The organism is Epilithonimonas zeae (assembly GCF_023278365.1).
In the GTDB taxonomy this organism is placed as follows: Bacteria; Bacteroidota; Bacteroidia; order Flavobacteriales; family Weeksellaceae; genus Epilithonimonas; species Epilithonimonas zeae_A.
In genome coordinates, this window is sequence record NZ_CP075338.1 from 911,506 (window position 1) to 933,121 (window position 21,616).

Sequence of the window (21,616 nt, forward strand, 5' to 3'; positions counted from 1 at the left end):
ATTTATTTTTTTGCGATTTTGGAACTGTCAACTACCAAAATGAAAATCTCTTCGTTCGGTTTTTTCATAAAGTAATTTTCACGGGCGTATTTTTCTTTTTCTTGCTTGTTATTCATCAGTTTACGGTAGAATTTGTCATTCTTTTCGTATTCTGTCTTGTAGAATTCGCGTTGGCTTTCATAGCGTTTTATTTCACCGTTCAGCTCGTTGATAACCAAAAAAGAAGTGCTGTCAAAAAATATCATCCAGACCAAAAATCCAACCAATGTCAAAACATATTTGTTAAACACGTAAGTCTGGAAAAACTTGAGTGTCGGCGATTTTTTCTTGATATCTTTGATTAGTTCTTTCATAATTAATGAACTTTTTTAAGTGAATTGTTAATCACAGTAGTTAAGAAATCAATCGCTACAGAATTCTGCTTCATATTCGGAACAATCAAATCGGCTTCGTTTTTAGAAGGTTCGATAAATTCCTGATGCATCGGTTTCAGGGTCGTTTGGTATCTATGCAAAACTTCTTGCAAATCTCTACCTCTCTCCTGCGTATCTCTGCGAATTCTACGGATTAATCTCTCGTCAGAATCCGCATGAACAAAAACTTTCAGGTCAAATTCTTTCAGTAATTCTTTACTTGTCAAAACCAAAATTCCTTCTACAATCAAAACATTTCTTGGTTCAACTGTTACGTGGTCGCCCGTTCTGGAATGCGTGACAAAAGAATAAATCGGCTGTTCTATGCTCTGATGATTTTTGAGCGCCTTGACGTGTTCTAACATCAGGTCAAAATCAATTGATTTTGGGTGGTCATAATTGAGAACCTCTCTTTCTGATAAAGTTAAATTAGGATTGTCGTGGTAATAATTATCTTGAGAAAGTACATTAACACCTTCCAAGTTAAGTTGTTGAAGAATTTTATTGACAACAGTTGTCTTTCCGGAACCTGTTCCTCCGGCTATACCAATCACGAGCATCTCTACATTTTTTACAAAAATACTATAATTTTTTTTTCAGAATCAAATAAAACTGAAAATTACTTACACAAAAAAAGCTGCAATATGCAGCTCTTTTTTATTTTCTTCTTCCACTATTTTCGGTAGAACGTGTTTCAATTTGAGGTCGAACCTGTTTTTGCGGTGATGTTCTTATATTATTCTGATTTCTCCTTGTTGGCTGAACCCTAATATTATTTTGATTTCCGGTGGCAGGTTGTGTTCTCACATTATTTTGATTGGTATTAATCATCCCACTGTTTCTCTGACTTCTAACAGGCTTAATTCTGATATTTTCGTTATGCATCGAGTTTCTTTTCGGCGAAATCACAATGTTATTTCGGAGTCTGGAATTAGACTTATACACAACTCCATTTCTGTAATAATTGTTGTTATAATCTAAGTAAACAACGTTTGGCGCATACCAATAACCATCAGGAGACTGATAATAACCGTCTCTATAACCATCTGAATAACCCATAGAATAAGGATCATTATTATAACTGTATGAATCTGTTGCCGCAACACAAGAAACCATACTCATTGCAAAAGCAGCTAATATTATTTTGATTGAATTTTTCATTTTCTTCGATTTTATAAGTTATACATTGTCTGTATTAACAAATAAATTACAAAGAATCTGCCAAGATTGAATTAATTATAAAATCACTTTATTCAAAATAGAAGACAATTTAGTAAACTATACAGTTTTTAGATTTATAGTAATATCCTAAATCTTTGAATTTTGATAATTTTCCATCCTTTTGTACAGATACAATAAACGCTTCTTTAGATTCTGGACAACTATTATATTATTTACTTTAAGTTTATAACCATAATTCGTTTTTAGAAAACCATTACCTTTTGAAGATTTATAATCGATATCATAATCGTTAATTCGCGCAATCAAAAAAGCTTCCTTCTCGTTATCAATTTTTCCTATAAACTCTCTCAGTTCTTCTATACTTTGAACGAAATACCAATTCTTATTTTTTAAATATAGAATTCTATAATTACAATAACTCGGTTGACATCCTGAAAAGAATCCATTTCCTGTTTTAGCTTCAGGAATAGGAATTAGCTTTGCAAGTTCTGTATTACCATTAGAAAATATTTTTTCAGGTGAAATACCATATACATAGTCAACTTGCCAATATTCAACATTTTTAATCGGAATAATAGACTTTAATAACTCTTCATCATAAGTTTCTTTTTCTGGTAATTTGGTGAAATTTTTATTACAAGAATTTAGAAAAAATAATAGAATTAATATAGAAAATATTTTATACATTTTCAATCAATAAGATTCATTTACTCTTCAGGAGAAATCCCCAAAATATAATAGAAAACAGCCAAAACTCTGGCAAAAAATTCACGGGTGTGATTTCTGTAGAAACTTTCATTTTTGCTGACATCCTGAGCGTCGAATCCAAGAGCATTCATCCCATTATTTCTAGCAAAAAATAAGGCTCTGAGGTTATGAAAACCTTGTGAAACGATAATCACATTTTTTTGACCGTAAACATTTTTACAACGCAAAATACTTTTATGAGTGTTGAAGCCTTTCGGGTCTTCAATAATAATATTTTCGGGGACGCCTTCTGTATAAACTAAAAAACGTTTCATAGCGGCTGGCTCATCATAATTTTCACTTTTCTCGCCGCTAACAATAATTTTCTTGATTTTTCCGTGATGATAAAGTGTTCCGACCGCATCCATTCTTGCCGTAAAATAGGGATTGGCAACACCTGAACGCATTTTAGGAGATGTCCCTAAAACCAAAGCGCAATCTCTTGATGGAACTTTGCTGATTTTCGTATATGTTCTTCCACTTGTAAGAGCAACAACCCAGAAGTTTGCTAAAATCAATAGCAAAATCCCCAGCTCTACAAGCCTGAAAATAATCTTCAGAAAATTAGCAACCTTCTTCAACATTAGTTATACAAATCAAAATCTAAAGATACATCTTTGCTCATTGCAATGGAAACGCAAGGCAAAATTTTTCCCTGAAGTTTTTCATTTTCTGTCAAATATTCATCTTCTGTCATATCCACTTCCCCATTTTTCAGATAACAAAGACAGCTTCCACAGATTCCGGATTTGCAGGAATAAGGCAATTTATAACCCAAATCCAATAACTGCTGAAGTATTTTCCGTTCATTATTTTTTAGAATAATTCCGTCTTTTTCAATATGATTGAATTTGATTTTTACAGTCACATTTTCAATCAAAGGAAATTCTTTTTCTGTTGGATAGATATCATCGTTAAAAGCTTCGAACAATTCAAAATGAATATTTTTTTTCGGAATGCCGTGGTTGTAACAAGCATTGGCGACAGATTTTATCATCGCGCCCGGACCACAAATCAAAACCTTATCTGTACTATCCCAAATCGTAGATTCTTCATCATCTTCGTCGAGATGAAGGATTTGATTGATGATTAAAGCAATTTTCTTTTCATCTAATCGACCCTGGAAAAGTTTGTCTTTAATGGGTTCTTGCGACAAAAAATAAAAAACTTCAAATCTTCCGACATTTTCTTTCTGCAGATCTTCTAATTCCTGCTTCAGAACAATATCTTCAAAGCTTTTGTTGCCATAGAAAAGGAAAATTCTGGTAAATTGTTCTTCGTGGAGGATATTCTTAATATGACTAAAAATTGGTGTTATTCCAATTCCGGAAGCAAACGCCAGAATTGTTCTTTTCTCATTAGGTCTGGAGGGAATGAAAAATCGTCCCAAAGGTTCACTTACTGAGATTTCATCGCCAATATGATAATTCTGAAATAGAAATTGGGTGGAGCTTTCGTCACCATTAATTTTGATTGCCAGTTCAATTTTACTTTCAAAGGGTGCTGACGTAAAAGAGTAATCATTCTGAATTTCCTTTTCATTGAAGTGGTATTTCAATGTTACATATTGTCCAGCCTGATATCGATATTGCGATTTTAATTCCTCAGGAATTTCCAATTTCAACGCAAAAGCATTTTTGGTCAATTGTCGTTTTTTAGCTATTTTTAGCCTGTGAAACTGAGGTTGATTCGCGATTGTTAATTGATTCTTCATTGTCAAGAATCAAATTTAATGAAAATTGACAAAAGAAAAATATCAAATTATCAGTTCTACTAAAAAATATGAAAACAAAATTGATTTTACTTTTATTTCTTCTATCTAATTTCTTATTTTCTCAGTCCCGAGAACAAATTTTGGATTCTGACCTGTATAAAATGAAATTTCTATTTTATAATAACCTTCCAAAATTTGTCAATTATTTGTCATACAATATCAAGGTCAATGAAGAAGACTTGCTAAAAAGAATTAAAACAAATCAGGCACAATCCAAATTAAAATCTGATAGTATAACCTATATCTATTTTAAAAATATTAGCAGTCCTGTTAAGTTCAATGGTAAATATCAATCTTCAATTACAAAAGCTGTACTCACAAAAACACCCAATGGAAAAGTTGTAAAAGAATATTCTATGGTTGGAGTTTTTGATGAATATGATAAGCATTGGAAATTTATTGACTCTTCTATTTTGACTGATGAAGAAATTAAAGTACATTTTTCAACCTTGAGTGAGAAAATGATTTCATCTATAAAGCCAATGATTCAATATCAATTTGATGAAGGTAATTTATTAAAAAAATGTAATGATTACCGTAACATTGAACTCGAGTCTATTTCTCCGTTTACTTTTGATAAACAAAGAATATTGGTCTACGAGACAGAGAAAAAAGATATTACAAACGATAATTATTATCTGATGGATATTATTCGATATAAGGAAAATCCCTGTCTAACAAAATCTGTGTTGAAGGACTTTAAAAAAGAAAAATCAAAGTCTAAAATCGGTGATGAACTTGATATGGAAATTATTGTTTTTGATAGCAATACATATTATTTTACCACCAAATTCAAAAATGACAAACGCATATTTTTTGATAAATTAACTGTTGTTGGGAAGCTTAACCCTTAGAATTATGAAAAAACTATTTATATATTCAATCTTATCAATCAGTCTTTTAGCTTGTAAAAAGAACGATGAAAAAGTTGCCGAGGTAGAGGCAAAAGAAGATTCAATAAAAGTTGAACCTACAAAAACCGAAGCGGATGTTGCGCAATTGAAAGAGTTTTCTCCAGAAACAATCTCAACAACTTTAAAATCGAATCATTCGGATACGCTTTATGTGACTAATTTCTTTGCAACGTGGTGTGGGCCGTGTATGCACGAGATTCCTTTTTTCAGAAAAAAGATGGAAGAATTGGCCAATCAACCTGTGAAATTCACTTTTGTAAGTCTGGATAACAAAACCGATTGGGCGACAGATGTCAGCGATTTTGCGGATGAATATAACATTAGAGAAAATGTTATTCTTTTAGACGGAACACTTTTGAATCAAGAATTTTTCAGGCAAAATTTCCAATCTTGGGATGGAGGCGCTATTCCATTTACCTTGATTAGAAAAGGCGATAAATCTGACGAAACGGTTGGTTCTATGAGCGAGGAAATGCTCAATGAGAAAATCGAAAAACTATTGACCCACAATTCTACTACAAAAGTTGTTGAGAATAAAGAAAAAGTTGGAATTGCCGGTCCTAAAAAATCTTTGAAATAAGTATTATTCTTGATGAAACGTTTTCCTGTTCTGGTAACATTGATAATCGTATTAGCGATTATTACATTTTTCATCAACCTTAATATTGGTTTTGCAAAACTGAATTTTTCTGATTTTTTTAATTCAGAATGTGAGAATTTTCAAATTGCCGGATTCAGGATCAATCGTGCTTTGGCAATGCTTTTAGCTGGAATCGCAATTCCTACAAGCGGATTTCTTTTGCAGGAATATTTTAAAAATCCTTTGGCAGGTCCTGATGTTTTGGGAATCACTTCGGTTTCCAGTTTGTTTGTGGCATTTTATATTTTCTTTTCACAGAATATTCTGATTCCTGATTTTCTACAAAATAGTTTTATCAGTTTATCTTCAATCACCGGAAGTGTTGTTCTGATGATGATTTTACTATTATTTTCGAATCGATTTCGGGATAAAAGTTTCATCATTATTTTCGGATTTTTGATTTCGGCTTTGGCTGGCGCTGTTGTTTCATTTCTTCAGTTTTATGTGGAGAGTCAAAGTTTAAAGAATTATATGCTCTGGACTTTTGGAGCGAATAATCAGGCGAATTTGATTCAGATTTCTATTCTTACAGTTTTAATCATTATTGGACTGATTTTCACTTTCAAATCTATAAAACCTTTAATTGGAAATGCTCTCGGAACAGCTTATGCACAGAGTTTCGGAGTCAGTCAATCCAAACTGAAAATCAGCATTATTGTAGCTTCTTCTCTACTTTCTGCTTCGGTTACGGCTTTTTTAGGACCGATTTTATTTATAGGCGTTGTGGTTCCGCATTTTTGCAGAATGATCTGGAATCCAGCCCAACTTTGGCATCAATGGATTTTGAATATGATTTTGGGTGTTTTCATTATGCAGGTTTTCTCAATTATATCAGAATTGAGTCAGTTTCCGATTAATATTATCACGACATTCTTTGGAATTCCTGTGATATTATTCATGTTAATGAAAAGTAATAAGTGATGAGAAATATTAAAACATATAAAAGACTAATTATTATAAATATCTTCTTATTTATTTTAAGTTTTTCTTTTATGGAATATTCTAATATATTTCGTATTAATCAAGAAAAACATTGGGTTTATTCTACAGCTCATAGCTGGTATTTATTTTTTGCATTTCCAGTATCAATGATTGGTTCTTTAGTACTAAGTATAATTACAATTATTAAAATTTTAAAACAAAAATATATTTGGTTATTTTTAAGTTTAGTTCCAATTATCATATTTCTTTTATTACCAAAAATTTTGATGATTTTAAATCTAAGAAATCCATAATCATAAATGAGTCTCCTTAAAATTAATAACACAACAATTGGCTATTCAAACCCTTTGGTTTCGGAGATTAATTCATCTTTGGAATTAGGAGAAGTTTGTCTGTTGATGGGAAATAACGGCATCGGGAAAACCACCTTAATCAAATCAATTCTTGGACAAAATAAACTGTTGAAAGGAGATATTTTTATCAATGGAAAATCAATTCAAGAACTGAATTCAAATGAAATAGCTTCTCAGATTGCAATCGTTTTTTCAAAAGCTGAAATCCCTGATAATTACACGGTTACAGATTTAATTTCGTTAGGAAAATACATTCATTATCCTTATTATTTTAAATTGAATGAAACAGATAAACAAGAAATTTCCGAAATTATCAACAAACTCAATCTATCAGAATATCAGAACAAAAAACTAACTGAATTATCTGACGGAAATCTTCAAAAAACCTTTATTGGAAGAGCTTTAGCTCAGAATTCTCCTTTTATCATTCTGGACGAACCAACAACACATTTGGATGAAGAAAATAAACTGATGATCCTTTCATTGCTTAGAAATCTAGCAAGATCAGAAAACAAACTCATTCTTTTCTCATCTCACGATTGGCGATTGGCAAAAGAATTTTCCGATAAGATCTGGTGGATCAAAGAAAAAAAACTCATCAGCGGAATCTCGGAAGAAGTTATTCTCAACAATCCTGAACTGATTACGCCTAAGATTTTAAACTTCAATCAGACATTTCATTCGCCAGAAATTAATGCCCCGAAATTGGAAAAAGAAATGATGTTTTCTTACCTCCAAAAAAACTTCTCCCAGGATTTAAGAAAATTTAAATTGACGTTTAAAAATGATTTTTGGGAACTAAATTTGGATAATTTTTATGATAATTGTCATAATTTGACCGAAATTAAACAGTCTCTGCAAACATTGATTAAATCAAGTATTTCTAACTAAATAGATTTTCTTCAATTTTATTTAATAAGATTCGCATAACAATTAATCTGTTATTAATCAACAACTTAAACAACTTAATATCAAAATACTATGCATGCATAGTATTTTTTTTATATTTGTAAAAAGCACTTCAATATGTTAGTTATGGAAAAGAAAAATTCAGAAAAAGTCGAAAGTGTTGACTTGATGTTAAAGTCGGCTTGGTTAGCGGTCTCGAAAATGTATTCGGACCAGGCATCTCTGTACAATTCAACTGCAGTTCAAGCACTTACATTACTTAAAATTGATCCAAAGGAAGGAACCAGGAGCACAAACCTTGGCCCTAAAATGGCAATAGAACCGACTTCTCTTACAAGAATCATCAAGCTTCTTGAAGACAATGGTTATATCTACAAAGAAAAAACCACAACCGATAAACGGGAAGTCATTATCAAATTAACTGATAAAGGTATCAATTCCAGAAACTTATCAAAGGAAGTTGTTATTAATTTCAATAAGAAAGTATTGGAAAGAATTGCGCCTGAGAAATTTGAAGTTTTCAAGGAAGTGATGACAGACATCTTAAAAATCGCAAACGAACTGAATCACAAAAAATAATTATCAAGAAAGATAAACTCTCGCTGATTAAGCAAATCGAGCAGATTAATCTGTAATATCAGTGAAATCTGCGAGAGAAAACTCTTCTGTAAAATATTAAATCATAAAAATATCTTCTAATAATGAACAGAAAAATAAAACACGTTACGGTTCTCGGTTCCGGCGTGATGGGTTCCGGGATTGCCTGTCATCTGGCAGGTAACGGCATTCAGGTTTTGATGTTGGATATGCCTCCGAAAGATTTGGAAAATGCCGACAAAAAAACAAGGAACAGCGTTGCACAAGGTCATCTTGACAACGCTTTGAAAAGTAATCCTTCACCAATCTATGACAAATCTTTTGTCTCCAGAATTACGGTTGGAAATTTCGAAGATGATTTGGAAAAAATCAAAAATTCGGATTGGGTCATTGAGGTGATTGTCGAGAGACTGGATATCAAACAATCGATGTTTGAGAAAGTGGATAAACTTCGTAAAGAAGGAACTTTGGTAACTTCTAACACATCGGGAATCCCGATTCATTTGATGTCGGAAGGAAGGTCAGAAGATTTCCAGAGACATTTCTGTGGAACGCACTTCTTCAACCCACCAAGATATCTGAAATTATTTGAAGTAATTCCTGGTCCGAAAACAGACCAATCTGTGATTGATTTCTTTATGTCTTACGGTGAAAAGTTCCTTGGCAAAACCACGGTTCTTTGTAAAGATACACCAGGTTTTATCGGCAACAGAGTCGGTGTCTACTCGATGGCGAAAATTATGGAATTGACGGAAGAAATCGGTTTAACGATTGAAGAAGCAGATTCCCTGACCGGAGATTTGCTGAATCGTCCAAAAACCGGAACTTTCAAACTGGGAGATTTGGTTGGTTTGGACACCGCTTTCAATGTAACGAAAGGACTTCAGGCGAATCTTAAAGACGATGAGATGGTTCAGGCGCTTAAAGATTCCAAAACTTTGAATTATTTAATTGAAAATAAATTCTTAGGCGATAAAGCTAAAAAAGGGTTTTATTACAAAGAAAAAGATGCCGGCGGCAATGTGAATCGTTTCGTTCTTAATTATGAAACCCTGGGTTACGAACCGACAAAACAGCCAAAACTGCCTATCGTTGCAACAGCGAAAGAAGCAGGAAGTTTGAAAAACCGTTTGCCGATTTTGTTGAAAGACCAATCCAAAGCCGGAGAATTGATTAGAAAACATTTTGCTTCATTGTTTGCTTACGTTTCTCAAAGAGTTCCTGAAATCACGGATGTTTTCTACTCTATCGATGATGCAATGAAAACCGGTTATGCCTGGAAATACGGGCCGTTTGAAAACTGGGATTTTGTTGGTGTTCAGAAAGGAATTGATTTGGTAGAAAGTGAAGGCTATAAAGTCGCTGATTGGGTAAAAGAAATGCTGGCTTCCGGAAACGAATCTTTCTATAAATTGGAAAACGGAAAGCAATTATTCTACAATCAGAATACGAAAACTTACGAACCAATTCCAGGTCAGGATTCTTTCATTATTCTTAATAATATCAGAAAAGAAAAAACGATTTGGTCTAATTCCGAATCTGCATTAATTGACCTTGGTGACGGCATTTTGAACTTCGAATTCCGTTCAAAAATGAATTCTCTTGGAGGAGGCGTTTTGGAAGGCCTTAATAAATCTATCGACATTGCTGAAAAAGATTATAGAGGTTTGGTTGTAGGAAATCAAGCTGACAATTTCTCTGTCGGAGCAAACCTTGCAATGGTAATGATGATGGCTGTTGAACAAGATTGGTACGAACTGAATATGGCCATCGCAATGTTCCAGCAGACTTCTATGAAGCTAAGATATTCATCAATTCCTGTTATCGCTGCACCTTTCGGAATGACGCTTGGCGGTGGATGTGAATTCTCTATGCACGCGGACAAAATCGTTGCTGCAGCGGAAACTTACATCGGTTTGGTGGAAGTTGGCGTTGGTCTGATTCCAGGAGGTGGCGGAACAAAAGAATTTGCATTGAGAGCATTGAAAGGAACACTTCCAGACGATGTTAAGACCAATCATCTTCGAAATTATTTTATGAATATCGCAACTGCAAAAGTGGCAACTTCTGCCTGGGAAGCTAAACAAATGGGAATTCTGACAGATAAAGATATCATCGTTGTCAACAAAGACAGACAAATTGCAGAAGCCAAACGTCAGGCGATTGTTTTGGATGAATTAGGTTACACACCGCCAGTTCCTGAGAAAGTTAAAGTTCTAGGAAACGAAGCAATGGGAATGTTCTACGTTGGAACTGACCAAATGGTTGCAGGTGGTTACGCATCAGAACACGATAGAAAAATCGCTAACAAAATTGGTTACGTAATGACCGGCGGTAATCTTTCTGAACAGACAGAAGTTTCTGAACAATACCTTTTGGATTTGGAAAGAGAAGCATTCCTTTCACTTTGTGGAGAGAGAAAAACGCTTGAGAGAATAGGTGGAATGTTGAAAACAGGAAAACCGGTGAGAAACTAATCTGTCATTATTAAAATTAAACAAATATGGAAGCATATATAGTAACAGGATACAGAACAGCAGTTGGCAAAGCGCCGAAAGGTTCTTTGCGTTTTACCCGTCCGGATGATATGGCGGCAACTGTGATAGAACGTCTGATGAAAGATGTTCCCAATCTTGACCCGGCCCGCATCGACGATTTGATTGTCGGTTGTGCAATGCCGGAAGCAGAACAAGGACTGAATGTCGCAAGACTCATTTCATTAATGGGACTGGACACCGACAAAGTGCCAGGTGTAACAGTGAACAGATATTGCGCATCGGGCTCAGAATCGATAGCAATTGCGGCAGCAAAAATCAAAGCCGGAATGGCAGAATGCATCATCGCTGGTGGTGCAGAAAGTATGTCTTATATCCCGATGGGCGGTTACAAACCAATTCCGGACACGGATTTAGCAAAATCAAATCCCGATTACTATTGGGGAATGGGATTAACGGCGGAAGCAGTTGCCAAAGAATTCAAAGTGGGTCGTGAGGAACAAGACCAATTTGCCTACAATTCACATCAGAAAGCAATTAAAGCGATACAGGAAGGAAAATTTGATAACCAGATTGTTCCGATTGATGTGAAATATAATTTCCTTGATGAAAAGGAAAAAATCCAGACCAAAGAATATGCATTCAAACAAGATGAGGGTCCGAGAGCTGATACTTCAATCGAGGCCTTGGCGAAACTTCGTCCTGTTTTTGCTGCCAATGGTTCTGTAACAGCAGGTAACTCTTCTCAGACTTCTGACGGCGCTGCTTTCACAATGGTAATGTCCGAAAGAATGGTAAAGGAATTAAATCTGACGCCAGTTGCAAGACTTCTCTCCTATTCTACAGTTGGTGTTCCGCCAAGAATTATGGGAATTGGTCCAATGTACGCCATTCCAAAAGCGTTGGAACAAGCTGGCCTTAAACAATCGGATATCGATTTATTTGAACTGAACGAAGCTTTTGCTTCGCAATCAGTCGCCATTTTAAGAGAATTGAACATCAATCCAGACATCGTTAATGTCAACGGAGGCGCAATTGCACTCGGACATCCACTTGGCTGTACAGGAACTAAATTAACTGTTCAACTTCTTGACGAAATGAAGCGCAGACAAAGCAAATACGGTGTTGTGACAATGTGCGTTGGAACAGGTCAGGGTGCAGCGAGTGTATTTGAATTGTTATAGACAAGGAGAAAAAAGAATAAAGAGAAAAGACTTTTTATAATGAAGCATAATTTTAAGAATCTGAATATTTGGAAATTATCCATAGAATTAGCTGATGAAATTTATGCAATTACAGAAAGTTTTCCTAAGAATGAAGAATTCGGGTTAAGATCCCAGATCAGAAGATGTACAGTTTCTGTGGCTTCTAATATTGCGGAAGGTTCAAGCAGAACTTCACAAAAAGATTTCAATCGATTTCTAGAAATAAGTCTAGGTTCTCTTTATGAATTACAAACTCAAATAATTATTTCCTCAACAAGAAATTATATTGAACAATCGAAATTTGAATTAATTGAAAATAAAATCACCGAATTACAGAGAATGATTTCAGGCTTTCAAAAAACATTGAAATGGTAAGTCTTTATTCTTTTCTCTTTATTCTTTAATCTAAAAAAATAAATATTATGTCAACAGATACAAAAACATTAGACGGCGGCGAATTCCTTGTAAGGGATATCACTGCTCAGGAAATTTTCAGCATCGAGGAATTGTCCGAAGAACAAAAGATGCTTCGTGATTCTGCTAAGGAATTCATCGATAAAGAAGTGGTTCCGAATAAGGAAAGATTCGAGAAAAAAGATTACGCTTACACGGAAGAAGTGATGCGTAAAATCGGGGAAATGGGATTCCTGGGAATTGCTGTTCCGGAAGCTTACGGCGGATTGGGAATGGGATTCGTGACCACAATGCTGGCCTGCGATTACCTTTCCGGTTCTACAGGTTCATTGGCAACGGCTTATGGCGCGCATACCGGAATCGGAACGCTTCCTATCCTGCTTTACGGAACCGAGGAACAAAAGCAGAAATACCTTCCGGACTTGGCTGCCGGAACTAAATTCGGAGCCTATTGTTTGACTGAGCCGGATGCAGGTTCGGACGCCAACAGCGGGAAAACAAGAGCTAAACTTTCCGAGAACGGAAAACATTATATTATTAATGGACAAAAAATGTGGATTTCCAATGCAGGATTTGCAGATACATTTACTTTGTTTGCTAAGATTGATGATGACAAAAACATCACGGGATTCGTTATCAACCGTTCTGAATTGGAAAATCCGGAAAGTCTGACTTTCGGAGAGGAGGAACACAAATTGGGAATCCGTGCGTCTTCTACGCGTCAGGTTTTCTTCAATGATATGAAAATACCTGTTGAGAATCTTTTGGGCGAAAGAAACAACGGTTTCAAAATCGCATTGAACGCCCTGAATGTTGGTCGTATCAAATTAGCTGCAGCCTGTCTGGATGCCCAAAGAAGAATCCTGAATTACTCTTTGAATTATTCGACAGAGAGAAAGCAATTTGGTGTTTCTATTAATACATTTGGAGCGATTCGTAAAAAATTGGCAGAAATGGCGACAGGCGCTTTCGTGAGCGAAGCTGGTTCTTACAGAGCGGCGAAAAATGTAGAAGACAAAATTGAAGAACTGGTTGCCGGCGGAATGAACCACGAGCAGGCAGAACTGAAAGGTGTGGAAGAATTTGCAGTTGAATGTTCTATCCTGAAGGTTTTCGTATCAGATTTGGCGCAACATACAGCTGATGAAGGGATTCAAATCTTTGGTGGAATGGGATTCTCAGAAGATACACCAATGGAAGCAGCCTGGAGAGATTCCAGGATTTCCAGAATCTACGAAGGAACCAACGAAATCAACAGACTTTTAGCTGTTGGAATGTTAATCAAACGGGCGATGCAAGGCAAAATCGATTTGTTAACACCTGCGAAAAACGTCGCTAAAGAATTGATGAGTATTCCATCTTTTGACATTCCTGATTATTCGGAATATATGTCTGAGGAAAAAGAAGTGATTAAGAATTTGAAGAAAGTATTCCTGATGGTTTCCGGCTCTGCGCTTCAAAAATATATGATGGACATCGAGAAGCAACAGCATTTGCTATTAAACGCTTCCGAAATCCTGAACCAAATCTATATGGCAGAATCCGCCATCCTGAGAGCTGAGAAACATTTCTCAACAGATTCTGTAGAAGCGGCAATGGCAAGACTGAACCTTTACAAAGCGGTTGAAATCATCACAACCAACGCCAAAGAAGGTATCGTTTCTTTCTCAGAAGGTGACGAGCAAAGAATGATGTTAGCTGGATTAAGACGTTTTACAAAATATGTGAACACGCCAAATCCAATTGCATTGACAGAAAAAATTGCCGCTCATTTTATTGAGAAAGGTTCGTATTAAGTAATCAATTTAATTATAAATAAACCCGCCTCAGAATCTGAGGCGGGTTTATTTATGTGACCGTCACCTTCGAGCGATATAGTTTGTCACACTCGCCCGAGTGTGGGTGTCAACTTCGGGCGTATGTGGCAGGCACACTCGGGCGAGTGTGTCGTACCATTATTTTTAAATAATTAAACTAGGAATTATAAATTTAACATTTTCCCCAATCTCCTGTAGTATCCTTTACTGTTAAATGAACTCCAATTTCATTAATTCTATCTCCAATTTTTGCAGATAAGCATCCCTTAAATGCGGCTTCAAATGCAGGTGTTGCTGCACCAGGACTTGCAAAAATTGTTGTTAGAGTGGCTGCTGCTAAGCCTACTTTAATACAATCATTTACATATTCCTGTAATGTGTCAATGATATCATCTGGTCCACATAATTCAGCGTATGCTGTATAAATTGTGTCCCGGCAATAAAGGGTTGGACTTGGTGTACCAAAAGGTCCGTTATTTCTCCATACAACTTTTGACTGTCTAATTCCTTTAGTCCAGCCAAGACTGTGTTCTTTGCATATTTGTGCCATAATTTTGTTTTTTTAAAATTTTTCATTATCTCTTTTACTGACATTTAGTTCTATTAGATACATTATTGCTTTCATCAATCTCTCCCTTAAACCGGCAATATTATCAACATTAAAAATATAATGACTACCATAAAAATCTTTATTACTACAAATGGCAAGAGTTTTTGTAGGTTCATCATTCAGTTCCTTTTCTCCCCAATGATTATCCATTTCGTTAGAACCACTGTATTTTACCATATCCTTACCTTTTAATTGTAGATTACCTATTCTTCTACTGGTACACAAGTAATCTTCATCCCAATAAAAAACAAAATCAGTTGCCTTTTTAAAATCGACTATAACAAGAGTTTTTCCGTCAAGACCATAATAAGTAAAAACACCGTCATTGTAACTATGGTATTTTCTTGGCTCTACAAGAGCATCTTTAAGTTTTCCTGCAATCCATTCCATTGTTTCCTCTTTAGTTGCTATATTTTCTTGTGCACTTATCTGTATTGTAAATAAAAACAACACCCCAAAAAAAAATGTCTTTTTCATAATTTATAAAACAAGATTAATCACAACTTCTAATGTCAAAACCAACGGCAGTAATTAACTTTTCATAATTTTTTGTCGCATATGCAATTTCTAATTTTAAAGATTTCTGTGCATCTGCATAAGAATCTTCATTACAATTAATAGCAACATCCACTACTCTTCGGCTTCCTTCTTTTATACCACTATTTTGCAAAACAAATTTTGTTGCAGAATCAACCAACGTAAAATCTACTTCTACAGTTGCATTTGCTGTTCCACCGTAATGCTTGTCAGCGTTATTTTTTTTTTTCGGAGAAACTGTAAGTAATAGTAAAAGAAGTTACTACCACAAAAACCAAAAGTCTCGGTTTAAAAATCTTTTTATTCATAGCAATGTATTTTATTACCACAAATCTACATTCCCCAAACATCAGCACATTTATACATCTCCCTAATCTTTCCTTAGGATTTTTCCTAGTCAATCACGAAAAATTTATTTGTAAATTTGAGTGATGATGAAAAATATACTTATTGCAATATTCTTGTTTATTGAAATTTGGATTACTTCCCAAATGAAAGCCGATACAATGTTTGTAAATGGTGGTAACTGGATTCCTGTTTTTTCTAAGTCCTCATACTATATTGACAGCAGCAACTCAAAAAATGTTTTTCAGATTAGTCAAATCAATAATAATTTTAGAAAAGTAGACCATCCTTCCAATCTTATTCTGAAAAAGCAGACCAAAACAGTTTGGGTACATACTTACATAAAAAATACTGGTAACAGAAAAGATTATTGGCTGGGAATATATTCTCAACTGGATATTCTTAATGTATATAGAAAAACACAACAAGGTATTGTACTTTTAAAAAAATATAATATTTCTTACGCTAATAAGCAGGATATTCCGGATATTCGGTTTCATTATGTTCCCTTCGTACTTAATAAGAGCGAAATTGCAGAAATTTATATGGAGATACGGAATCCACGTTACTATCAAAATATTTATTCGGATTTTACCACACCTGTTGAAAACCTCTTTTGGGAGAATGGATTTTATTGGGAAATAGGTTTTGTCATTGGTGTTACCTCTATAATTGCGGTTTTAAGTTTAGTGGTGGGCATTATTCTGAGGCGGAGATTTTACTTCTTGTATTCTTTATATCTTGCTTTGATTGCTATAATTGTAATTAGGGAAGAATTTTTTATTAATATTATTAAAGTCCCTTTCTTATACTATTCAATTCTGGAAACCAATTCTCTCTTTTTGCTTGTCATTGCAATGGGGCTGAGTATGAAGATTATGACAGGATTTTTGGACTTTAGAAAAAAAAATGGCGGGCAGTTCAGAGTACTCAATACAATTTTTGATTTTTATGTTACATTTGGGATTCTTGCCAGTCTTTGGTTTTATATAGATTACGCCAATACAACCTTTGACAATCCTATCTATAATGGTATCTGGAATATTTCAATTGGGCTCTCTGCTCTGGCGGTTCTGATACAGATAACAATATTAATCTGGCTGGGATTACAAAATAAGAGACCATCGCTAGGTATTCTGGCAGCACTATTATTCGGCTTTATCAATCCTGTAACTTATTTTTTCAATTATTCCCGAATTTTGACAATATATGAAATCAGCCATCCCAATTACTTTTATTATGTTTTGTTGCTGGAGATTTTTATAATGGGAATTGCCATAGCATACAGCTATCGCAAAATCAAATCACAATATATATCAACCCTGGAAGATAAGCTGAAACTGGAAGAAGAAAACAGCAAAATAAAACAAATGGAGGAAGAGAAAATAAAGCAAAGCATCCTGGAATCTCACGAGCATCTTCTGAAAAACCTTTCCAAAGACCTGCACGACGATATAGGACAAAAATTGAGCATCATCAATTTCTCTGTGGAGAATCTAAGATTTGCAGTGTCCTCCAAAGAATCAATTAACGAGATAAGAAGTTCTATTTTGGAAATATCGGATTCTGTAAGAGACCTTAGTCATTGGCTAAATGACTTCAGTATTGGTAAAAATACCATTGATGAAATAATAATGAATGAAGTAGAACGTATCAGAAAAACAGACATTATAAAAATTAATTTTGAAAAAATAAATAATTCCTCAGAAAACTATGGAACCAGTACAGAAGAAAACATTATACTTTACAGATGTTTCCAGGAGAGTATTAATAACATCCTAAAACATTCTGATGCTTCTCAAATAAATATAATAATAGATTACACAAATATAATATCCATCAGCATTGAAGACAATGGAAATGGTTTTGATGTCAACAACCAATTCGGAAACGGCATCAAGAATATAAAAGAAAGAGCGACCCTCATTGGATTTTCTTGTACAATACAATCTAATCCGGAAAAAGGAACCAAAATCTCAATTTACAAAAATGATAAACCTAGTAATCACTGATGACCATAAGATTCTGAGACAAGGCATTATAAAACTTCTAAAAAACCTCGGCGATTACAACATTCTTGCTGAACTTAATGATGGTGAAGAACTGCTTCGGAATTTCGGGACTCTCAAAGAAAAAACGGACCTCTTTATATTAGACCATTCTCTTCCTAAAAAAAGCGGAATAGAAATCCTCACAGAGCTACAATCTATACTGAACGAAGAAAAATTTCTTATCCTTACACAAAATGATTCTGTAAATATCAAATCTCAATTTTATAAATTGGGAGCCAGGGGCTTCTTATCTAAAACCTGCACAGGAGAAGAACTAAAAGAAGCTATTGAACAAATCATCAACACCGGATATTTCAATCTTCAGGAGAATATGAAAATGTTGAGAAAAAATGACCCTGAATTCAGTCCAATTTTCTTCCTTAGTAAAAAAGAACTGGAACTGATAAAATGGATTTGCTGTGAAGAAGAATATACTTATGAACAAATCGCATCCAAAATGAATATCAGTATAAAAACAGTAGACTATTATCGGAATAACCTGTTCGAAAAATTCAATATCAGCTCAAAAACAGGATTGGTTTTATTATCTCATAAACATAAACTTACACCTCCTTTTTTGTAGAAAATGTCAATAATTTAATACAAAACCTATTTTCTGTCCATTATCCAATTGCATTGACAGAAAAAGTTGCCGCTCATTTTATCGAGAAAGGTTCTTACTAAATAATCAATTTGATTATAACCAAACCAGCCTCATAAATTTATGAGGCTGGTTTTATTTTAATATTAAAACAACAATATTTGTATCATTATCTGTATGAGGATTTTGACCTTTCAATCTCAATATCACCTAAATTTAGAGTTTCCAAATACACCGAAATTGCAGAACTCAAAACTAAATTCTTAGGCCCGATAATAACTTTTTTAATAGGGTTAGTTTTAATCTCTTTCTCTTCACTAAATGCAGGATTTTTAAATGCTACTAAATCAAATGCAATATTCGAACAAGCATTAAAAAAATCTTCACCAAATTGTTCCTCTTCTCTAAGGTTTTGTTCCACAGAATATAAAGCCTTTATAACAGAAGTCAATTCTTTAATTTGTTTTTGTTCATTGTATTCTACTTTTAAAGCTTTAATATTTAACTTCAGTAAATCTTTAGAATTAAAACCGATACAATAGCCATTACCATCATTAGAATATGCTCTCCATTGGCTTAGAACATCTCCATCTAATGAAAAACAAGATGCTAACACTAAACATTTTGAGCCGGAAATATGTATAATCTTATCTATTGAATCAATGAATTCATAACCAAATTCTGTAATTAGATTGTTCGCTACTTTTTCCCAAATCGAATATCCCCAATGCATCTCCATAAAATCATTCATAGAAAAAACATCACACAATCTAATATTTTTATTTGTACAAATTGAATGAAAAGTTTCTGCAGAACAGTAATGATAAATTAAATCATTTTTTTTCGGTTTATAACTTCTGCTATATAACATTTTATATTATTAGTTTATTGATATGAACGCTATGTGTAACTATAAATCAAATTTAAGAAATTGAATTATCAAAACAAACTATGATGGCGCAGATTTGCAATCTGTGCCTACTAAAATAGAAAATTACTAAAAATAAAAATAATCTTCTTACTGCAATAAGAAAGTTAGCAACTGCAGAGAGAAAACTCCTTACTGCAAGTAGAAAGTTAGCTACTGCAAAAAGAAATCTAGTATCCGTCAAAAGAAAACTTGCGACCGTAAAAGGAAATCTAACATTCGTCAAAAGGGAACTCGTGACCGTAAAAGGAAACCTAGCATCCGTCAAAAGAAAACTCGTGACCGTAAAAGGAAACCTAGCACCCGTCAAAAGAAAACTCGTGACCGTCAGAAGAAATCTCCTGTCCGTAACATATTATTTACTCGAAAAGAAAAAATCAAAACAAACTCAACTGTATCCCATAACTCCCTTTCGGCGGCTTCGCATCACCAAAAACAGTTTTCCCACCAAATCGCCAGGAGTTTTGTCGCTCCTCTTCTATCACTTTTTCAAGATTAAAATCTGGAGTAAAATTCTCTTCAGTTCTCACAGCAATCTCGTGTAGTTTTTTAATCGCAAGATTTTTATCCGTGTTTCCAAGTTTAGATTTCTCAATACCGGTTCTTAGAATAGAAATTGTTTCGTCATAAGTTTGGGTAGGAACAGGAAACGGATGACCGTCTTTTCCCCCGTACGCAAAAGAAAAACGAGCCGGGTCTGTAAATCTGGAAGGCGCCCCGTGAATCACCTCACTCACCAAAGCCAGAGACTGCATCGTACGCGGGCCAACACCTTTCAGCATCAGCAAATCTTCAAAATTCTCAGGTTCATTTTCTCTCGCCAGCCAAAGAATATTCCCGAGCTTTTTCATATCCACATCACTCGCCAAAACCTCGTGATGAGCCGGCAAAATTAAACGCTGGAAATCCTGCATCCATTTCTCGGAATCGGTTTTGGTGATGTCAACGATGCCGTTTCTGTTTTGTTCTGCTTCGGAAGATGTGAGGTTGAGAATATTTCCACGATTAACGCCGGAGATTCCCGTGTGAGGTTCATTGACAAAAGAAGTTACAATTTCCGACAGCCAATGATAACGCCTCGCTGTTCCGTCAGAATCGTGCATCCCTTGCTGAACAACCGCCCAATTCCCTTGGTCGGACAAAATAAAATTATGCAGATAAAGCTGGTAACCATCCTGAATCGCAGTGTTATCAACCTTTGCAGACAACTTGCTGCAACGCACCAAGTCATTGCCATCAAGACCTGTGGAATCTGCAATTTTTAGTAATTCATTCGGTGCATCTTTGGAGAATTTTCCTTTTCCACCGGCAATGTAAATTCCGAGAGATTTAGAATTCGGATTAATGGCTCGTTTCAAAGCACCCATCACAGAAGTCGTGATTCCTGAAGAATGCCAGTCCATTCCCATCACTGCTCCAAAACTCTGGAACCAAAACGGGTCAGCCAATCGTCTCAACACTTCATCTTTCCCGTAATCTGCAAGAATCACTTCCACAATTGCCAGTCCAAGCCTGGACATACGCTCATACAGCCAGGGCGGAACCTGACCGTAATGCAATGGCAAGTCTGCAGTTCCGGAACGTTTCATTTTTTATTTTAATTGATTTAGCAGATTATTTGTCATTCCGTAGGAATCTAAACAGTTTAGATTCCTACGGAATGACAAAATGGCTTTCTTAGATTTTAACTTATGTATTTTGCGATAAAATTATTTTTCAAAAAAAGCATTCAGGGTTTCAAGATTTTTTTTATCACTTCCCGCAAAAACTTCATTATCCGTGATAAAGACCGGACGTTTCAAAAAACTGTAATGGTCAAGAATCAACTTCTTAAAATCCTTTTCTTTCAAAGAACTCACATCAATTCCTCTTTCCTTGATTTGCGTTGATTTCTTACTGAAAAGCGCTTCATAAGATTTCGTTTTCTCATACATCTCTTCCAGTTCCGCTTCGGTTACAGGTTGCGATTTGATTTCTCTCAGTTCCCAGTCAGAAAGGTTAAGAGGTGTCATTATTTTCTTGTTGGTTCCGCAGGTTTTGAGGTAGAATACTTTTTTCATTTTTATTAAAGTCAAGCGATTTAAAATAGAATTCGGGAATTACAAATTTAGTACAAATGTCAAAGGAATAAAACATAAATAA

24 protein-coding genes are annotated in these 21,616 nt (G+C 34.7%); 12 read left to right on the plus strand and 12 right to left on the minus strand.

The genetic code is table 11. The features are described 5' to 3' along the window. Positions 1-2: 2 nt before the first annotated feature. From KI430_RS03925 to KI430_RS03950, 6 genes are all read right to left on the minus strand, one after another. Positions 3-353, minus strand: coding sequence for an FtsB family cell division protein (locus KI430_RS03925; protein ID WP_074234744.1), 351 nt, complete (start codon positions 351-353; stop codon positions 3-5). Between the two features lie 2 nt (positions 354-355). Continuing rightward, positions 356-973 carry a uridine kinase gene (udk, locus tag KI430_RS03930; protein WP_248876967.1) on the minus strand — a complete coding sequence of 206 codons (618 nt, stop codon included), beginning with the start codon at positions 971-973 and terminating at the stop codon, positions 356-358. 97 nt (positions 974-1,070) lie between these two features. After that, positions 1,071-1,574, minus strand: a complete 504-nt coding sequence (locus tag KI430_RS03935; protein WP_248876968.1) for a hypothetical protein — start codon at positions 1,572-1,574, stop codon at positions 1,071-1,073. 147 nt (positions 1,575-1,721) lie between these two features. After that, positions 1,722-2,282, minus strand: coding sequence for a hypothetical protein (locus KI430_RS03940; RefSeq protein WP_248876969.1), 561 nt, complete (start codon positions 2,280-2,282; stop codon positions 1,722-1,724). 20 nt (positions 2,283-2,302) lie between these two features. After that, entirely contained in the window at positions 2,303-2,926 is a 624-nt protein-coding gene (locus KI430_RS03945; RefSeq protein ID WP_248876970.1) for a vancomycin high temperature exclusion protein, read from the minus strand. Beyond that, complete coding sequence (locus KI430_RS03950) at positions 2,926-4,056, minus strand: 2Fe-2S iron-sulfur cluster-binding protein (protein ID WP_248876971.1); 1,131 nt, start codon at positions 4,054-4,056, stop codon at positions 2,926-2,928. The genes KI430_RS03945 and KI430_RS03950 overlap by 1 nt, the downstream gene beginning before the upstream one ends. 206 nt (positions 4,057-4,262) lie before the next feature. On the opposite strand from KI430_RS03950, the gene KI430_RS03955 reads away from it, so the two are divergent. From KI430_RS03955 to KI430_RS04000, 10 genes are all read left to right on the plus strand, one after another. Continuing rightward, positions 4,263-4,970: a hypothetical protein gene (locus KI430_RS03955; RefSeq protein ID WP_248876972.1), complete on the plus strand. Its 708-nt coding sequence runs from the start codon at positions 4,263-4,265 to the stop codon at positions 4,968-4,970. Between the two features lie 4 nt (positions 4,971-4,974). Then, a complete protein-coding gene (locus KI430_RS03960; RefSeq protein WP_248876973.1) occupies positions 4,975-5,610 on the plus strand; it encodes a TlpA family protein disulfide reductase in 636 nt (211 codons plus the stop codon). A 12-nt stretch (positions 5,611-5,622) separates the two neighbouring features. Next, complete coding sequence (locus tag KI430_RS03965) at positions 5,623-6,591, plus strand: iron ABC transporter permease (RefSeq protein ID WP_248876974.1); 969 nt, start codon at positions 5,623-5,625, stop codon at positions 6,589-6,591. Beyond that, positions 6,591-6,905, plus strand: coding sequence for a hypothetical protein (locus KI430_RS03970; RefSeq protein WP_248876975.1), 315 nt, complete (start codon positions 6,591-6,593; stop codon positions 6,903-6,905). The genes KI430_RS03965 and KI430_RS03970 overlap by 1 nt, the downstream gene beginning before the upstream one ends. 6 nt (positions 6,906-6,911) lie before the next feature. Next, a complete protein-coding gene (locus KI430_RS03975; protein ID WP_248876976.1) occupies positions 6,912-7,856 on the plus strand; it encodes an ABC transporter ATP-binding protein in 945 nt (314 codons plus the stop codon). A gap of 144 nt (positions 7,857-8,000) precedes the next feature. Continuing rightward, a complete protein-coding gene (locus KI430_RS03980) occupies positions 8,001-8,453 on the plus strand; it encodes a MarR family winged helix-turn-helix transcriptional regulator (RefSeq protein ID WP_248876977.1) in 453 nt (150 codons plus the stop codon). Between the two features lie 122 nt (positions 8,454-8,575). Beyond that, entirely contained in the window at positions 8,576-10,948 is a 2,373-nt protein-coding gene (locus KI430_RS03985) for a 3-hydroxyacyl-CoA dehydrogenase/enoyl-CoA hydratase family protein (RefSeq protein WP_248876978.1), read from the plus strand. A 26-nt stretch (positions 10,949-10,974) separates the two neighbouring features. Continuing rightward, the gene (locus KI430_RS03990; protein WP_248876979.1) at positions 10,975-12,150 is read left to right on the plus strand and encodes an acetyl-CoA C-acyltransferase; all 1,176 of its coding nucleotides are present in this window, start codon (positions 10,975-10,977) and stop codon (positions 12,148-12,150) included. Between the two features lie 39 nt (positions 12,151-12,189). Further along, the gene (locus KI430_RS03995) at positions 12,190-12,546 is read left to right on the plus strand and encodes a four helix bundle protein (RefSeq protein WP_248876980.1); all 357 of its coding nucleotides are present in this window, start codon (positions 12,190-12,192) and stop codon (positions 12,544-12,546) included. 47 nt (positions 12,547-12,593) lie between these two features. After that, positions 12,594-14,381 (plus strand): acyl-CoA dehydrogenase family protein, encoded by a 1,788-nt coding sequence (locus KI430_RS04000; protein ID WP_248876981.1) that lies wholly within the window; start codon positions 12,594-12,596, stop codon positions 14,379-14,381. 193 nt (positions 14,382-14,574) lie between these two features. On the opposite strand, the gene KI430_RS04005 is transcribed toward KI430_RS04000, so the two are convergent. Genes KI430_RS04005 through KI430_RS04015 form a run of 3 tightly spaced genes read right to left on the minus strand, consistent with a single transcriptional unit; the run spans position 14,575 to position 15,682 of the window. After that, the gene (locus KI430_RS04005) at positions 14,575-14,952 is read right to left on the minus strand and encodes a hypothetical protein (protein ID WP_248876982.1); all 378 of its coding nucleotides are present in this window, start codon (positions 14,950-14,952) and stop codon (positions 14,575-14,577) included. Positions 14,953-14,964: 12 nt separating this feature from the next. Then, positions 14,965-15,489, minus strand: coding sequence for a hypothetical protein (locus tag KI430_RS04010; RefSeq protein WP_248876983.1), 525 nt, complete (start codon positions 15,487-15,489; stop codon positions 14,965-14,967). Between the two features lie 16 nt (positions 15,490-15,505). Next, a complete protein-coding gene (locus tag KI430_RS04015; protein ID WP_248876984.1) occupies positions 15,506-15,682 on the minus strand; it encodes a hypothetical protein in 177 nt (58 codons plus the stop codon). Positions 15,683-15,983: 301 nt separating this feature from the next. On the opposite strand from KI430_RS04015, the gene KI430_RS04020 reads away from it, so the two are divergent. Next, positions 15,984-17,906: an ATP-binding protein gene (locus KI430_RS04020; RefSeq protein WP_248876985.1), complete on the plus strand. Its 1,923-nt coding sequence runs from the start codon at positions 15,984-15,986 to the stop codon at positions 17,904-17,906. Next, entirely contained in the window at positions 17,884-18,528 is a 645-nt protein-coding gene (locus KI430_RS04025) for a response regulator transcription factor (RefSeq protein WP_248876986.1), read from the plus strand. The genes KI430_RS04020 and KI430_RS04025 overlap by 23 nt, the downstream gene beginning before the upstream one ends. A gap of 187 nt (positions 18,529-18,715) precedes the next feature. Here the strand turns inward: KI430_RS04025 and KI430_RS04030 are convergent, their stop codons facing one another. From KI430_RS04030 to KI430_RS04040, 3 genes are all read right to left on the minus strand, one after another. After that, positions 18,716-19,417: a DUF2971 domain-containing protein gene (locus tag KI430_RS04030; RefSeq protein WP_248876987.1), complete on the minus strand. Its 702-nt coding sequence runs from the start codon at positions 19,415-19,417 to the stop codon at positions 18,716-18,718. Positions 19,418-19,851: 434 nt separating this feature from the next. Further along, entirely contained in the window at positions 19,852-21,063 is a 1,212-nt protein-coding gene (locus KI430_RS04035) for a DUF763 domain-containing protein (protein WP_248876988.1), read from the minus strand. Positions 21,064-21,183: 120 nt separating this feature from the next. Then, positions 21,184-21,534: an arsenate reductase family protein gene (locus KI430_RS04040; RefSeq protein ID WP_248876989.1), complete on the minus strand. Its 351-nt coding sequence runs from the start codon at positions 21,532-21,534 to the stop codon at positions 21,184-21,186. Between the last annotated feature and the right edge of the window lie 82 nt (positions 21,535-21,616).

What these genes read in the sequence shown, in the direction of transcription:
- KI430_RS04020 (WP_248876985.1), top strand. Translation starts at nt 15,984, where the DNA reads ATGAAAAATATACTTATTGCAATATTCTTGTTTATTGAAATTTGGATT.
- KI430_RS03925 (WP_074234744.1), bottom strand. Translation starts at nt 353, where the DNA reads ATGAAAGAACTAATCAAAGATATCAAGAAAAAATCGCCGACACTCAAG.
- KI430_RS03940 (WP_248876969.1), bottom strand. Translation starts at nt 2,282, where the DNA reads ATGTATAAAATATTTTCTATATTAATTCTATTATTTTTTCTAAATTCT.
- KI430_RS03960 (WP_248876973.1), top strand. Translation starts at nt 4,975, where the DNA reads ATGAAAAAACTATTTATATATTCAATCTTATCAATCAGTCTTTTAGCT.
- KI430_RS04035 (WP_248876988.1), bottom strand. Translation starts at nt 21,063, where the DNA reads ATGAAACGTTCCGGAACTGCAGACTTGCCATTGCATTACGGTCAGGTT.
- KI430_RS03980 (WP_248876977.1), top strand. Translation starts at nt 8,001, where the DNA reads ATGGAAAAGAAAAATTCAGAAAAAGTCGAAAGTGTTGACTTGATGTTA.
- KI430_RS04030 (WP_248876987.1), bottom strand. Translation starts at nt 19,417, where the DNA reads ATGTTATATAGCAGAAGTTATAAACCGAAAAAAAATGATTTAATTTAT.
- KI430_RS04010 (WP_248876983.1), bottom strand. Translation starts at nt 15,489, where the DNA reads ATGAAAAAGACATTTTTTTTTGGGGTGTTGTTTTTATTTACAATACAG.
- KI430_RS04000 (WP_248876981.1), top strand. Translation starts at nt 12,594, where the DNA reads ATGTCAACAGATACAAAAACATTAGACGGCGGCGAATTCCTTGTAAGG.
- KI430_RS03945 (WP_248876970.1), bottom strand. Translation starts at nt 2,926, where the DNA reads ATGTTGAAGAAGGTTGCTAATTTTCTGAAGATTATTTTCAGGCTTGTA.
- KI430_RS03965 (WP_248876974.1), top strand. Translation starts at nt 5,623, where the DNA reads ATGAAACGTTTTCCTGTTCTGGTAACATTGATAATCGTATTAGCGATT.
- KI430_RS03970 (WP_248876975.1), top strand. Translation starts at nt 6,591, where the DNA reads ATGAGAAATATTAAAACATATAAAAGACTAATTATTATAAATATCTTC.
- KI430_RS03990 (WP_248876979.1), top strand. Translation starts at nt 10,975, where the DNA reads ATGGAAGCATATATAGTAACAGGATACAGAACAGCAGTTGGCAAAGCG.
- KI430_RS04040 (WP_248876989.1), bottom strand. Translation starts at nt 21,534, where the DNA reads ATGAAAAAAGTATTCTACCTCAAAACCTGCGGAACCAACAAGAAAATA.
- KI430_RS03985 (WP_248876978.1), top strand. Translation starts at nt 8,576, where the DNA reads ATGAACAGAAAAATAAAACACGTTACGGTTCTCGGTTCCGGCGTGATG.
- KI430_RS03975 (WP_248876976.1), top strand. Translation starts at nt 6,912, where the DNA reads ATGAGTCTCCTTAAAATTAATAACACAACAATTGGCTATTCAAACCCT.
- KI430_RS04005 (WP_248876982.1), bottom strand. Translation starts at nt 14,952, where the DNA reads ATGGCACAAATATGCAAAGAACACAGTCTTGGCTGGACTAAAGGAATT.
- KI430_RS03995 (WP_248876980.1), top strand. Translation starts at nt 12,190, where the DNA reads ATGAAGCATAATTTTAAGAATCTGAATATTTGGAAATTATCCATAGAA.
- KI430_RS04025 (WP_248876986.1), top strand. Translation starts at nt 17,884, where the DNA reads ATGATAAACCTAGTAATCACTGATGACCATAAGATTCTGAGACAAGGC.
- udk (WP_248876967.1), bottom strand. Translation starts at nt 973, where the DNA reads ATGCTCGTGATTGGTATAGCCGGAGGAACAGGTTCCGGAAAGACAACT.
- KI430_RS03935 (WP_248876968.1), bottom strand. Translation starts at nt 1,574, where the DNA reads ATGAAAAATTCAATCAAAATAATATTAGCTGCTTTTGCAATGAGTATG.
- KI430_RS03950 (WP_248876971.1), bottom strand. Translation starts at nt 4,056, where the DNA reads ATGAAGAATCAATTAACAATCGCGAATCAACCTCAGTTTCACAGGCTA.